Genomic DNA, 12,884 nt, shown 5'->3' on the forward strand with positions numbered 1-12,884 from the left:
GTGGACCGTGGTGGCTATCGCCCCTGGGGGAGGGGCTGACGGTGAGGGGGGAGTATCCCCCCCTCCCCTGTCCCCACCCCCCTCTCGGCGATATCCACTGGAAATCGGTGTACGGGCGTGAGCATCTAGGTCAAGGGTAGGTGTTCGAGCACCGCTAGGTGCACAGTCTACCGGAAAGCCGTGCTCGGGGACGTGGTAAACAGGAGCGCCTAAGATCTTCGGCTTCTGGGGTTAGGCACGGGTCCTGAGCCACAAACCCTCTCCTGGGGCAAAAGAAAGAAAATTATACGAATTTCACGCCGACGTCCCGCATCTTATTGAAACGGGCGATGTTGAGGAGGAGGGGTGTTACGCTCTCGACGATGGATGCGGCCGCAAGCGGCCCCGCATCGTAGGCGCGGAGGCTTGAGACGTTGTTGACGATATCCATCACCGTCTGCTTGGCCCCGTCGTCGTCGCAGCAGACCGCGACCGAGTAATCGAGCTCCTCGTCGAGCATCTGCCACTTGTTTGCGGCGATGTTGTTGAACGCGGCACAGACGGTCGCACTCGAAGGAAGCATCCCCTTGATCATCATCGCCGCCGAGCCCTCCGGCGGAGGAGCGTAGTAGAAGTAGGTCGTCCGCTCGATCGGGTTGACGGGGCTGACGACGATCTTGTCCTCGAACCCGGTCATGGTTTTCAGGGTGGGAGCCACGTGCTTGAACGGGATCGCGAGGACGACGATATCCGCCTCATCGACCGCACGCTGGTTGGAGACACCGAGCAGACTGCACGAGAGGTCCCGCTCCTGCAGGGTCTCCCGGCAGGTCTCGCAGGTCGCGATCGCCTTTGTCTCCTCGCGGGACCCCACGATGACATCGTACTTCGGAGAGAGCCGGAGTGCCATGCCCTCCCCGATCTCGCCGGTTCCGCCAACGATACCGATCTTCACTGCTCCACCAGCGGCTTTAAGATGCTCTCAAGCGTACCGAGGTCCTGGACGCCCACCAGTTTCCTGACGAGATTGCCGTCTTTCTCGATGACGAGCGTGGGTACGAACTGGATGTCGTATTTCGCGGCATACTGCCGAGTCTGTTCTGAATCGACGCCGACATCGATCTTTCTGATGTCGACCTGATCGCCCATTTTTGCTTTGAGCTCATCGATGATCGGTGTCTGCTGGTGGCACGGGCCGCACCACTCGGCAAAAAAATCCATTAAAACCGGTTTTCCCATAAGGCTGTACCCCGTTCAAACATTGTGTGTGAACGGGGCAATAAAGGTTGTTGTAGGGTTGTTATTTTGAAAGGATCACCATGATTATCTTCCCGTACGCGGGCCTCGTGACCAGGATACCGATCAGGACACCGAGTATGGTGATGATGGCAAAGCCTCTGAGGGTGGAGAGATCCATCAGCGCCAGCGGGAGCATGGCGATGAAGACCGTCGCAGCAGCAACGGCGATGATGCCGAGCGCCCGCCCGTACCGCTTCATGTAGAGGTTCGGCGACGGGACACGCCCTTCGTGGAGAACCTCGTCCGTGATGATGACGAGCTGGTCGATGCCGGTACCCACCACCGCTATCAGGCCGGCGATGGTGGCGAGATCGAGCTGGATGACGAACCGGGCGATCCCGAGCAGGATGACGATCTCGGCGAGGTTGGTCGCGATCATCGGGAGAACGATCGCTGGTTCACGGTAGCGGTAGTAGACGACGACCCCTACCGTGAGCAGCGCGAGCAACCCGGCGATGGCGACCGTCATCTTGAACTGCTCGCCGAGTGCCGCCGGGACCGAACCGGACCCGACGATGTCCACCTGCACCGGCAGCGCACCTGCTCGCAGGTGGATCTCGAGCGTCATCGCATCCTCGAGCCCGGCATCGCCGGTCCCGGTGCTCGCGGAGAGCGACCTGACCGGGCCCGACCGGAGCTGTGCTGCGAGGCCCGCGTCGAGGGGGGCACTGTAGACGGTCTCATTGTCGAGGATCATCACGAGGTGGTGGGCTCCCGGGTTGTCGACCGCTCCGGATTCGAGGGCGCCCTCCCGGAAGGCCTGGGCGCCTGTCTCGGAGAGCGTGAACCCGACGCCCCACGTCTGCGTCGCGGGGTCCCTCTGCGGCACGCCGACGCTGGTGATCTGGTCGCCGTAGAGGACGTGCTCGGTCTCGTTTCCGGTTGTCTGGACCCGGATCTCGAACAGGCCCTGTTTGCCGGCGATCTCCTGCGCCGTCGCCATATCCACGCCGGCGAGTTCTATCCGCACGTACTGCGGATACTCGCTTCCCGTCGGGGTGAGCAGGTTAATCCTCGCGTCCTGCATCCCGAGGGCGTTCACTTTCTCGTTGAGGATCCTCTTCACCTCGTCTGCGGTGAACGCCGATACGCCCTCCTGGTAGGTGACGATCGAGGCGCCCGATTCCGCAAAGATCGGTTCGAGGTCGGCGCGGGAGACGCTCTTTCGGATCTCGAGGTGGTTCTCGTCGATCTGGATGACCTCTGTCTCGAGGCTCGTTCGAAGATCCCCTACGAGGTCGCCGACCGGGCCGTCGGTCGAGTAGGCCACGACCACGGACTGGAACTCCATCTGCAGCCACGACCCGCCCTCAAGGTCGAGGCCGAACTGGAGGTTCCCCTCAAGCCCCTTCTCCGGGCTCGGGGGGGCGAGGTAGATCCCGACAAGGGAGCCGACGACCAGCAGGAGCACGAGGGCCACCCGCCAGTCCTTGATAAGGTTCATGACGGTTTCGCTGTTCATTTCTTATTCCCCCGGAGGATGTATTCCTTGAGAATCCCGGCGTTCAGCATCCAGGTGTTCATCATATCCACAAAGAGCCCGATGATGAGGACCCCTGCGATCTCGCTGATGATCTGGATCTGTCCCGCCGTAGCGACGACCCACATCGCGGCGATGGCCGCGAGCGTCGTGGTCGTCATGATGATCCCGGTCCTGAACGCACCGGAGAGTTTCTCGTCGAGTTTCCCCTTGCGCTTTAAGAGGCGCGTGGTCAGCAGAATGTCGCTGTCGACGGAGTAGCCGATCAGCATCAGCAGGGCCGCTGTCGTCCCGAGGGAGAGCGGGATGCCGATGATCTGCATGGCCGCCCCGGTGATGGCGATGTCGGCGAAGGCCGAGAGGACGACCGCGCCCGCCGGCACTACGTTGCGGAACGCGATGAAGACCACGACGGCCATCCCGATGAACGAGAAGACCAGGGCGAGGAAGGCCTGGCCCTGGAGCGTCTTTCCGAACGTCTCACCGATCTGGTCCACCTTCGCGTCGGGGTACTTCTCGTTGATGAGTGCAACGAGGCTCCGGTACTGGGCGTCGTCCATGGGGCCGAACTGGATGTATTTCCCGTTGCCGATACCCTCACCCACCGATAAGAGCGGGTATCCGGCGAAGTTTGCCTCTATCGTCTCCCTGCTGTCGGATGTGAACACCGTGACCGCCGTTCCCCCTGCAAAGTCGATGCCCGGTTTCAGGGGCAGGCCGGTGGCGAGCGTGGTGTAGCCAAGCAGGACCCCGGCAAGGAGGAGAAGAACGAGGGGCAGCGCTACCATCTGCCGCGGAGAGTATTTGTTGACGTCGTATCTGGCAAATTCCATGCTGTATGAGTGTACGATTGTGAAAGGTTAAAGGGTTGTTCATGCACATAAGGCGCGAATCGGCGTCGACCGGAGCCGTAAGCGCGTCCTTTTCCGGGGGCGTCCTTCACGGGATACCGCTCCGATGCTTGCACTCCCGGCGAGGGGATCAGATCCCCGTGTGATGAGGCGGTGCTGCAGACGCGCGTGGGGGAGAGGGTCGCGGGGATGGGGCGTTGCGAAGTCGGGAGTATTTACGTGTAAAAGAGCATCAGACGGTTTAAGATCAATTTTTCGGTAAATGATGTCATTATACCATCCCTGATCTCATTTCGTCAGACAATTGTCGTCCTACTGGCAGAATCTCCGATTATATGATTGAAAAGAAAAGATATATATAAAATACCGAATCACAAGCACATATGAGATCACCCTATGAGCTCAAAAAAGAGATAGAAGCTCGACTTAAAGGTTATCTCTCACGGGACCGGGACGGAATCCGGCATGAGCTGCTCAACCTGTTCGTAAAAGTAAAATCCCTTACCATACCTCAGATCTACGAGAAACTGCAGAAGCAGTTCTCGATCAGTTACCACTCCATCGCGTCCATGGTAGGCATCATCGCATCCCGGATAGGCATCCTGCACGTGAGGCGGAACGCGGAGGGAACGAACACCATCTACGAGCTGAAGGACCAGTACGTGGACGTGGTGGCGAAGATCCTCGGGACGACGTAACACTCAAAAACCATACCTCTTTTTTTACACCCAGAACAAATATGGTGGACTACCATGCAGAGCGACGTTGGGGAGTCAGGACAGTCGCGGAGTATATATGTCACGGAAGACGTCCGATCGTACATTCTCCAGAGAAAACGCGACTTCAGAGTGAGCACATCCTGCAGCGGACCGATCCTCCTGCCGGCATCGGTCAAACCGCCGAAGATTACCGACCTGCAGATCCCGGTCGGCGATTATACCGTTTATATCTCGAAGTACCAGGCCCGCTACATCGATTCCATCCATAGAGGAATGATTCCCATATTCTACGAAGACTTCTAGACCATGAGTTTCGAAGAACTGGAGCATACCGCCGATGTCCTCATGCGGGTGCGGGGCGCTACCATAAACGAGATCTTTGCCGACGCAGGCCGGGCCATGTTTCACGTGATGTACGGCCCCTGCGAGGACCGGGGCATCGAACGGCGGCTCTCCCTCGAGGCGGACAACCTCGAATCGCTCCTTATCGACTACCTCTCGGAACTGCTCTTCATCACCGAGGTCGAGAACACCGTCTTCTGCACCTTCGACATCGACGTCCGGGGTAACCGGCTCTCCGCCGTTCTCAGGGGCGAACCTTTCGACCCTGCACGGCACTCCGGAGGGACAATCGTCAAGGGTATATCCTACTTCGGGCTCGAAATCGTTAAAGAAGAAGAGGGCTATGTGGTGGAGATCATCTTCGATATCTGAGGGGTTGTTATGCTTACCGGAATCAATAGGCTTGGGGACCTCGAATGGGAGGTCCCCATCGGATATGTTCCCGATATGCGGGTGCCGGGACGTTTTTTCCTCTCCCGGGCGCTCGCGGAGACCCTCGAAGAGGGGGCGGTCCGCCAGCTCGCGAACGTCGCGACTCTCCCCGGGATCGTGAAGAACTCGCTTGCCATGCCCGATATCCACTGGGGATATGGGTTTCCCATCGGCGGTGTCGCCGCGTTCGATATGACCGAGGGAGTCATATCTCCCGGCGGGGTCGGGTTCGACATCAACTGCGGCGTCCGGTTGATCACGACACCCCTGACCGAGGCCGATCTCGCCGGCAAGAAACGGGAACTCATCGAGCGGCTCTTTGATGCCGTGCCGACCGGTGTGGGCGCGAAGAGCACCATGCGGGTCTCGAACAAAGAACTGACCGGGGTCATGGTCGACGGCGCACGGTGGGCGGTTGAACGCGGGCTCGGCACCGAAGCGGACCTCGCCCGGTGCGAGGGAGAGGGGGCGATGCCGGGCGCGGACCCCGAAGCGGTCAGCGCCAAAGCGCGCCAGCGGGGCGTACCCCAGCTCGGGACGCTCGGCGCGGGGAACCACTTCCTGGAGGTCCAGGTGGCGAGAGAGATCGTCGACCCCGAGGCGGCAAAGGCCTTCGGTGTCACCGAAGGACAGGTCTGTTTCATGGTCCACTGCGGCTCGCGGGGTCTCGGCCACCAGGTTGCCACCGATCATTTGCGGGCGCTCGAGGGTGCGCTCGCGAAGTACGGGATCCGTCTCCCCGACCGGCAGCTTGCCTGCGCCCCTATCGCCTCCCCGGAAGGCCGCGCCTACTACGGCGGCATGGTCTGCGCTGCAAACTATGCCTGGGCAAACCGGCAGGTCATCATGCACGAGACCCGAAAGGTGTTTGCAAATCTCTTCGGGATCGACTACGACGAGATGCGGCTCATCTACGATGTCGCGCACAACGTCGCCAAGTTCGAGCGCCACGACGTCGACGGCGCCTCAACGGAGGTCTGCGTCCACCGCAAAGGCGCGACGCGGGCGTTCGGCCCGGGAGCCCCGGGTATCCCCCGGGAGTACGCCGCGGTCGGGCAGCCGGTGATCATCCCCGGGAGCATGGGGACATCCTCCTTCCTCCTCCGCGGCACGGCGACCGCGATGCAGAAGACGTGGGGGAGCACCTGTCACGGCTCCGGCAGGGTGCTCAGCCGGACGAAGGCCAAAAAAGAGGTCTGCGGGAAGGAACTCCGGGAGCACCTCGCAGGAGAGGGCATCCTGGTGCGTGCTCACAGCGACTCGGCCCTCGCGGAGGAGGCGCCCGAAGCCTACAAGCCGAGCCGGGAGGTGGTGCGTGTCGTGCACGAAGCGGGCCTCTCGAATATCGTTGCCCGGCTGGAGCCGCTCGGGGTGATCAAGGGGTGACCTGCAGAACCGGGCTGCTCTGGGACAGCCCCCTCATGTTTTCGCGCCTCATCGAGGACTGCGGCGCCTGCTGCGAGACGGTCAATCCCCATATGCTTGCCTCGCCCTTCTGGCGGGGGAGATTCGTCTCGCTCATCGTGCCGACGGGGTTTGCGAACCCCGACTACTCAAACCTCCTTCCGGCGCTCCGGGCTGCAGAGGGGCGCATCCGGCGTTTTGTTGAGAACGGCGGCCGCCTGCTGGTCTTCGGCGCGGGAGGCCTGCGGGAGGACGCCTACGACTGGCTCCCGTTCCCGGTGACCTACGCGTTCTCGTACGGGCCGCGTGCCGTCCGTTTTACCGGGGAGAGCGACTACAACTCCCTGTTTTCCGGGTACGACCTCGCCGCCGTCGAGTGCGACGGCTCGTTCCCGGCCCACGGGGGCGAGACGCTTGCCGCCTCGGCTGCCGGGGAGGCGCTTCTCGTCGGGAAGGCGGTCGGCGACGGCATGATCCTGGTCTCGAGCATCCACGAGTACCCCTCGCGGGAGTTCCTGAAGGAGTTCTCGTGCGGCGATAGGGAAACCTTATTTTAGATAAACCATGATGGAAAGTAGGGATACGACCATGGAGCAATACATCATCTCTGTCTCGTCGAGAGCGCGGGATCTCGCTCCCGTCATGATCTGCCTCCATGATCTTCTTGGTCGTCTGCCCGTCACGGCACGATCCCGCGACCATCCCGGAGTCCGGATCGAGGATGGGAAGGTCATCGACGAGGCCTATACGGGCCCTATCCTCGAGGAGGTCCTCGAGGAGAACGCCACGAAAAGGGTCCGGCCCCCTGGCGGCCCTTACAAAGGCATCCCGGTTGTCGTGGCGCCGATAAGGGACAGTGAAGGCAGAGCCATCGGCGCAATCGGCATCGTCGATGTGACTGGCATCTTCGATCTGGCGGGTTTCATGGAGCAGAACGCGGGGATCCGAAAACAGGTCTGCGGTGAGGATCCGTGTCCGCTCCCGACCGAGTCGCCTGCAGCGAAAAGGTAATGGCTATGAAGGATACGGCAATCAACGTACTGAAGATTCTCGAAGAATCGCCCGGCCCGGTATCGGGAGAACGGATTGCAGAGCAACTGGGTATCACCCGATTGGCTGTCTGGAAGCAGATACGCGAACTCCGGAGGCTGGGATACAGTATCTCGTCGTCGCGGGCGGAGGGTTACCGCCTCGAAACGAAGACCGACAGGCTCCTCCCTTACGAGATCCGCAAGCATCTCCGCACCCGGGTCATCGGGAGGCAGATCCGCCACTTCGACAGCACCGCCTCCACAAGCTGGGTCGGGAAGAAACTTGCCGACGAGACCGATCCTGAAGACCTGCACGGCATGGTGATCGTCGCCGAAGAGCAGACCGGCGGGGTGGGAAGGCTCGGACGTGCCTGGGTCTCGCCTCCCGGCGGGATCTGGGCCACTATTATATTAAAACCGAAGATCCCGCTCGATCACCTCTTCATGATCACCATGGCCGGGTCGATCGCGATTGCCCGTGCTATCCGCAAGGAGTACGGTATCAGTGCGCTCATCAAGTGGCCCAACGACATCTTCGTCGGGGACAAAAAGGTCGCCGGGCTGCTCCTGGAACTCACCGCGGAGGCGGATACCGTGCACTACGCCCTCCTCGGGCTCGGGATCGACGCGAACGTCTCCCTCGACGAACTCTCGTCGAACCTGCGGGATACGGTGACCACGCTCCAGGCCGAGGTCGGCCGCGAGGTCGACCGCGTGGCGCTTCTTGCCCGGGTCCTGTGGGAGTTCGAACTGCGTTACCGGCAGCTCGAGGACGGCGAGTACGATCCTATCATCCGCGAGTGGAAGAGCCTCTCCCTGACGCTCGACCACCGGGTGGCCATCAAGACCCTCAACAAGACCTTTTCGGGAGAGGCCATCGATATCGATGAGCACGGCGCCCTGATCATCCGCAAGGACAACGGGAAGATAGAGCGGGTCATCGCCGGGGACTGTTTCCAGCTCTAGTGCTTCTTGTCAACCATCCAGAATTTTTTGGTTGACAGGATTTTTATTGTCAACCGTCCAAAATAAAATGGTTGACATGATGCACCGCACCCAGATCCTCGCCTACAGTGGTACGTTCGTCGCGCTGATCGCTGCCGGGAGCTGGATATCCATCCCCCTGCCCCCGGTCCCGCTGACGCTCCAGACCCTTTTCGTTCTCCTCTCCGGTGTCGTCATGAAGCGGTATGCGGTGATCCCCGTCGCCCTCTACGTCCTCCTCGGGACGGCCGGCCTCCCGGTCTTTCACAACGGCACGGCGGGCCTCGGGGTGCTTCTCGGGCCCACAGGAGGGTTCCTGGCCGGCTTTATTCCCGCCGCCCTCATCGTCGGGCTCGCCTACGAGCATGAATCGCCGAAGTCCCGGGTCGCAGGGCTGATCGCGGCGATATTTGCGACTTACGTCTTCGGTGTCGCGTGGCTCGTCTACTCTGCGTCGCTCTCGATCTACCAGGCGATCCTGGTCGGCGTCGCCCCGTTCGTCGTCGGTGCCGTCGTGAAGGGCATAGCGGCATATGCCATAGGAAAGCGGGTGGCATGATCGATATCGTCGATCTCCGGCACCGGCTCGTCGATATCCCCGACCTCGCGGTGGATGCGCGTCGCATCGCCGTGATCGGGCCGAACGGGAGCGGAAAGACGACGCTGCTTTCCGTCTGCTCCGGCATTGAGGAGCCCCGGGCGGGGGCGGTCCGGCTTCTCAAGCGGCCGCCGTCCGCCGTGAAGGTCGGGTGGGTCGGGGAGTTCCCCGACCGGACGCTCCTCTTCTCCCGGGTATACGACGAGATCGCGTCGACCCCCCGGTTCCGCCACCACCCCTGCCCCGAGACGGATGAGCGGGTCAGGGCGGCCGCAACCCGGGTCGGTATATCGCACCTCCTCGACAGGAAGGTCTCGTCTCTCTCCGGGGGCGAGAAGGCCCTCGTCGCGCTGGCCGCGGCCTGTGCCGACGACCCCGAGGTGCTCGTCCTGGACGAGGCCGACTCGCACCTGGATGCCGGGACGGTGGAGCGCGTCTACCGCGTGGTGCAGGAGAGCACGGCGGCCCACGTGCTCTGGTGCACGCAGTCGATGGACGCCGCGGCCGGTGCGGACTACGTCCTCTTCATGGAGAACGGCCTCGTCCGGCACCAAGGCACACCGGAAGAGGTCTTCTCCGCGCTCGAGGAGACGTGCTTTTATCCCACGATGTGGAGGGTTCTCCGGTGAGGGTCGACCTCGAGGATCTCGTCTTCTCCCGGGATTCGTTCACCCTCCGGGGCAGCGGCACCTTCGGTGCGGGCGTGCACCTGGTCAGCGGGCCGGTGGGAAGCGGGAAATCGACACTCGCCCTTCTGCTCGCGGAACTGCTCCAGCCCGGGAGCGGCGCCGTCCGGCGGCACGGCGTCTCGTCGGCCCTGCTCCTGCTGCAGTTTCCCGAGCACCACGTCACCTGCCCGACGGTTGCCGAAGAGGTCCGTTCCTGGGGGCTTGCCCCGGAGGACGTGCTTCTCCGGGCGAACCTTGTCGGGCGGGGGGACGACGACCCGTTCCACCTCTCCCGCGGGGAACTCAGGAGGCTGACCCTGGCCTGCGCCGTCACGCGGAACCCGGACCTGCTGATGCTGGACGAACCGTTCAGTTCTCTCGACTGCGTCGCGAAGAGGGAGGCCTGCAGGACGATCGAGGAGCGCGGCGCGGGCATCACGATCATTTTCTCGCACGAGCGCGCGGTCCTGCCCCGGGTGGATGCCGTCTGGGAGATAGAGGACGGAGCCCTGACACCCCGCGGCAGCGTGCCCGACGTGATCCCCCTCTGGCGGCACGCCCCGCCCTACCTCGCGTATGCCCTGCGGGAGGGTGCGCGTCCGGAGAACATCAGGCTGTCCGACGCCCGGGAGGCGTTATGCAGGATCCGCGGCTGAGGCTTCTTGCCGCCGCGGTCCTCTCGCTCGCTGCGTTTGCGAGCACGGCGGGAGCCGTCGCGGCTCTCGCCTGGTGGCTCCTCTTTACCCCGCGCACGAAGGCCCTCCCGCGGCCCGGAGTGCTTCTCTCCCTCATCGCGATGATCGCGGCAACAGCACTCCTCTCGGCGTGGGGAGGCGGCCCCGGGCTCTCCTACCTGATCCGGATGATCGCACTCCTCCTCCTCGCCACATGGGTGTACGCCGAGACGGAAGAAGGAGAAGTGCTCGCCGTGGCGGTCTGGGCCCTCGGGAACCGGGTGGGGTTCGAGATCGGGCTCATCGCCGAGATGGGGCTTACAGGCCTTGCCGTGATCCGGCAGGAGATCGAGCAGATGCGGGTAGCAATGGCGCTGAAGGGAATCCGGCCCGGCGTGCGCTCGATCGTGCCGCTCGCCATGACTCTCATCGTCACCCAGATCAGGAGAGCCGACGAGATTGCCGGGCTGCTCGTAGTACGGGGATACACGATCGGGGGTCGGGTATGCCCCGGATTTGAAGCGGATCCACGGGATGTCCTGGCCTCAATAATGGCCGTAATACCCGTTCTTTTATCGACTCTCCCGCTTCGCGACGTTTTTATATTAGTAGGATGAATTTTTTAGAGGCTTTATTGATATATTCTCAGCCCTTCGAGGTGTAAAATTCGATGTGTGCTGCCAAATTAGATTCACTCAATATCACCGATACCACGCTTAGGGACGCGCATCAGTCGCTCATCGCCACCCGGCTCAGGACTGAGGACATGCTCCCTCTTGCCCGTGCCATCGATGAAGTCGGTTTCTTCTCTGTCGAGGCCTGGGGCGGGGCAACCTTTGACAGCTGCATCAGATTTCTCAACGACGATCCCTGGGAACGTCTCCGGATGCTGAAGGCCGAGCTGAAACGCACCCCCATCCAGATGCTCCTGCGGGGCCAGAACCTCGTGGGCTACCGGCACTATCCCGACGACGTCGTGGAGAAGTTCGTAGAGGCGTCGGCAGAGAACGGGATCGACATCTTCCGGGTCTTCGATGCATTGAACGATATCCGGAATATGAAGAAGGCGATGGAGGAGGTCAAGAACGTCGGGGCGCACCTGCAGGGCGCGATATCCTACACGACGAGCCCGGTTCACTCCGTCGCGACGTTCGTTGAGATGGCGGAGGAGCTCTATACGCTCGGCTGCGACTCGATCTGCATCAAGGATATGGCCGGCCTGATCATGCCGCACGATGCCCGCGACCTTATCGCCGGGATCAAGAAGACGGCGGACGTCAGGGTCTGCCTCCACTCTCACTGCACGAGCGGCGTCGCGCCCCTGAGTTACCAGGCGGCGATCGATGCGGGCGTGGATATCCTCGATACGGCGATGTCGCCGTTCGCCCTCGGCACCTCCCAGCCTCCGACGGAGAGTGTCGTTGCAAGCGTTGCCGGGACGCCGCGCGACACCGGGATCGATCTTCTCCCGCTCCGGAAAGTCAGGAACATCTGCCGCGAGATGCGGGAGAAGTACGAGCCGCTCTTCAACTCCATCGCGGACCGGGTCGACTCGGACGTGCTGATCTACCAGCTCCCGGGCGGGATGATCTCGAACCTTGTCTCGCAGCTCAGGGAGCAGGATGCGCTCGACCGCCTGGACGAGGTGTTCCGCGAGATCCCCCGGGTGAGGGAGGATCTTGGCTACCCGCCGCTCGTTACGCCGACGAGCCAGATCGTGGGGACCCAGGCGGTCTTCAACGTCCTGATGGACGGGGAGCGCTACCGGAACGTGACGAAGGAGGTAAAGGACTACGTCCGCGGCCTCTACGGACGCTCTCCCGCCCCGATCGGCCCCGAGATCCGGAGGACGATCATCGGCGACGAGGAGCCGGTCACGGTTCGCCCGGCGGATCTTCTCGCGCCCATCTACGAGCAGATGAGGAAGGAGGCGGAGGAGCAGGGCCTCGTCACCAGAGAGGAAGACGTTCTCACCTACATCCTCTACCCGAGCATCGCTCCGTCGTTCCTCCGGGGCGAGCGTCAGGCCGAGGCGATCCCCGAGATGGCACCCGCCGGACCGGTGGGGGTTGCGGAGATCCCCCGCTCCATGGAGGTCGAGGTGGACGGCGAGATCTTCTCGGTCCGGATCATCACCGTGGAGGGAGGCTCCGTCGCGGCCCCGTCGGCCGCCGCCGCGTCGGCGGCGGCTCCCCGCGGAGACGTCGCCGGCGGCGTCAAGAGCAACATGCAGGGCATGGTCCTGAAGGTGATGGCCCAGCGCGGGAGCACCGTCAGGAAGGGCGACACGCTCATCGTCCTCGAGGCGATGAAGATGGAGAACCCCATCCCCAGCCCCCGCGACGGCACGGTCTCGGAGATCTTCGTGGATGCCGGGGACGTCGTGCAGAACGGCGACGTGCTGATGGTCATTGAGTGAGGGC

The 12,884-nt window shown here is 62.5% G+C and carries 16 protein-coding genes; 12 read left to right on the top strand and 4 right to left on the bottom strand.

The window, feature by feature from the left end; genetic code table 11:
• Positions 1 to 283 precede the first annotated feature (283 nt).
• The 4 genes from npdG to BRA62_RS09850 form a co-directional block, all read right to left on the bottom strand.
• Positions 284 to 934 carry an NADPH-dependent F420 reductase gene (gene npdG / locus BRA62_RS09835; RefSeq protein WP_292366394.1) on the bottom strand — a complete coding sequence of 217 codons (651 nt, stop codon included), beginning with the start codon at positions 932 to 934 and terminating at the stop codon, positions 284 to 286.
• Positions 931 to 1,218 (bottom strand): thioredoxin family protein, encoded by a 288-nt coding sequence (locus BRA62_RS09840; protein WP_292366395.1) that lies wholly within the window; start codon positions 1,216 to 1,218, stop codon positions 931 to 933. The genes npdG and BRA62_RS09840 overlap by 4 nt, the downstream gene beginning before the upstream one ends.
• 61 nt (positions 1,219 to 1,279) lie before the next feature.
• Complete coding sequence (locus BRA62_RS09845) at positions 1,280 to 2,740, bottom strand: preprotein translocase subunit SecD (protein ID WP_292366396.1); 1,461 nt, start codon at positions 2,738 to 2,740, stop codon at positions 1,280 to 1,282.
• Positions 2,737 to 3,591: a protein translocase subunit SecF gene (locus tag BRA62_RS09850; protein ID WP_292366397.1), complete on the bottom strand. Its 855-nt coding sequence runs from the start codon at positions 3,589 to 3,591 to the stop codon at positions 2,737 to 2,739. The genes BRA62_RS09845 and BRA62_RS09850 overlap by 4 nt, the downstream gene beginning before the upstream one ends.
• Positions 3,592 to 3,992: 401 nt before the next feature.
• Between BRA62_RS09850 and BRA62_RS09855 the strand changes: the two genes are divergently transcribed.
• The 12 genes from BRA62_RS09855 (at position 3,993) to oadA (ending at position 12,880) form a co-directional block, all read left to right on the top strand.
• On the top strand, positions 3,993 to 4,307 hold the full coding sequence (locus tag BRA62_RS09855; RefSeq protein ID WP_292366398.1) for a DUF2551 domain-containing protein: 315 nt from the start codon (positions 3,993 to 3,995) through the stop codon (positions 4,305 to 4,307).
• Between the two features lie 150 nt (positions 4,308 to 4,457).
• A complete protein-coding gene (locus tag BRA62_RS12775; RefSeq protein ID WP_331519213.1) occupies positions 4,458 to 4,631 on the top strand; it encodes a hypothetical protein in 174 nt (57 codons plus the stop codon).
• 3 nt (positions 4,632 to 4,634) lie between these two features.
• Positions 4,635 to 5,042, top strand: a complete 408-nt coding sequence (locus tag BRA62_RS09865; RefSeq protein ID WP_292366400.1) for an archease — start codon at positions 4,635 to 4,637, stop codon at positions 5,040 to 5,042.
• 9 nt (positions 5,043 to 5,051) lie between these two features.
• Positions 5,052 to 6,488 carry an RtcB family protein gene (locus BRA62_RS09870; protein WP_292366401.1) on the top strand — a complete coding sequence of 479 codons (1,437 nt, stop codon included), beginning with the start codon at positions 5,052 to 5,054 and terminating at the stop codon, positions 6,486 to 6,488.
• Positions 6,485 to 7,063, top strand: a complete 579-nt coding sequence (locus BRA62_RS09875; protein ID WP_292366402.1) for a hypothetical protein — start codon at positions 6,485 to 6,487, stop codon at positions 7,061 to 7,063. The genes BRA62_RS09870 and BRA62_RS09875 overlap by 4 nt, the downstream gene beginning before the upstream one ends.
• Positions 7,064 to 7,070: 7 nt before the next feature.
• On the top strand, positions 7,071 to 7,517 hold the full coding sequence (locus BRA62_RS09880) for a DUF2111 domain-containing protein (protein ID WP_292366403.1): 447 nt from the start codon (positions 7,071 to 7,073) through the stop codon (positions 7,515 to 7,517).
• A 5-nt stretch (positions 7,518 to 7,522) separates the two neighbouring features.
• Positions 7,523 to 8,503, top strand: coding sequence for a biotin--[acetyl-CoA-carboxylase] ligase (locus BRA62_RS09885; protein ID WP_292366404.1), 981 nt, complete (start codon positions 7,523 to 7,525; stop codon positions 8,501 to 8,503).
• A gap of 67 nt (positions 8,504 to 8,570) precedes the next feature.
• Positions 8,571 to 9,080, top strand: coding sequence for a biotin transporter BioY (locus BRA62_RS09890; RefSeq protein WP_292366405.1), 510 nt, complete (start codon positions 8,571 to 8,573; stop codon positions 9,078 to 9,080).
• A complete protein-coding gene (locus tag BRA62_RS09895; RefSeq protein WP_292366406.1) occupies positions 9,077 to 9,748 on the top strand; it encodes an energy-coupling factor ABC transporter ATP-binding protein in 672 nt (223 codons plus the stop codon). Before BRA62_RS09890 ends, BRA62_RS09895 begins: the two co-directional genes overlap by 4 nt.
• Positions 9,745 to 10,443: an ATP-binding cassette domain-containing protein gene (locus BRA62_RS09900; RefSeq protein ID WP_292366407.1), complete on the top strand. Its 699-nt coding sequence runs from the start codon at positions 9,745 to 9,747 to the stop codon at positions 10,441 to 10,443. The genes BRA62_RS09895 and BRA62_RS09900 overlap by 4 nt, the downstream gene beginning before the upstream one ends.
• Positions 10,425 to 11,078 carry a hypothetical protein gene (locus BRA62_RS09905; RefSeq protein ID WP_292366408.1) on the top strand — a complete coding sequence of 218 codons (654 nt, stop codon included), beginning with the start codon at positions 10,425 to 10,427 and terminating at the stop codon, positions 11,076 to 11,078. Before BRA62_RS09900 ends, BRA62_RS09905 begins: the two co-directional genes overlap by 19 nt.
• Positions 11,079 to 11,131: 53 nt before the next feature.
• Positions 11,132 to 12,880, top strand: a complete 1,749-nt coding sequence (gene oadA / locus BRA62_RS09910) for a sodium-extruding oxaloacetate decarboxylase subunit alpha (protein ID WP_292366409.1) — start codon at positions 11,132 to 11,134, stop codon at positions 12,878 to 12,880.
• The last annotated feature ends 4 nt before the right edge of the window (positions 12,881 to 12,884 follow it).

Source organism: Methanoculleus sp. UBA208, from assembly GCF_002498065.1.
Taxonomy (GTDB): domain Archaea; phylum Halobacteriota; class Methanomicrobia; order Methanomicrobiales; family Methanoculleaceae; genus Methanoculleus.

Coding starts and splice junctions, on each gene's coding strand:
- BRA62_RS09840 (WP_292366395.1), bottom strand. CDS start 1,218: ATGGGAAAACCGGTTTTAATGGATTTTTTTGCCGAGTGGTGCGGCCCG.
- BRA62_RS09845 (WP_292366396.1), bottom strand. CDS start 2,740: ATGAACAGCGAAACCGTCATGAACCTTATCAAGGACTGGCGGGTGGCC.
- BRA62_RS09850 (WP_292366397.1), bottom strand. CDS start 3,591: ATGGAATTTGCCAGATACGACGTCAACAAATACTCTCCGCGGCAGATG.
- BRA62_RS09855 (WP_292366398.1), top strand. CDS start 3,993: ATGAGATCACCCTATGAGCTCAAAAAAGAGATAGAAGCTCGACTTAAA.
- BRA62_RS09865 (WP_292366400.1), top strand. CDS start 4,635: ATGAGTTTCGAAGAACTGGAGCATACCGCCGATGTCCTCATGCGGGTG.
- BRA62_RS09870 (WP_292366401.1), top strand. CDS start 5,052: ATGCTTACCGGAATCAATAGGCTTGGGGACCTCGAATGGGAGGTCCCC.
- BRA62_RS09880 (WP_292366403.1), top strand. CDS start 7,071: ATGATGGAAAGTAGGGATACGACCATGGAGCAATACATCATCTCTGTC.
- BRA62_RS09885 (WP_292366404.1), top strand. CDS start 7,523: ATGAAGGATACGGCAATCAACGTACTGAAGATTCTCGAAGAATCGCCC.
- BRA62_RS09890 (WP_292366405.1), top strand. CDS start 8,571: ATGGTTGACATGATGCACCGCACCCAGATCCTCGCCTACAGTGGTACG.
- BRA62_RS09895 (WP_292366406.1), top strand. CDS start 9,077: ATGATCGATATCGTCGATCTCCGGCACCGGCTCGTCGATATCCCCGAC.
- BRA62_RS09905 (WP_292366408.1), top strand. CDS start 10,425: ATGCAGGATCCGCGGCTGAGGCTTCTTGCCGCCGCGGTCCTCTCGCTC.
- oadA (WP_292366409.1), top strand. CDS start 11,132: ATGTGTGCTGCCAAATTAGATTCACTCAATATCACCGATACCACGCTT.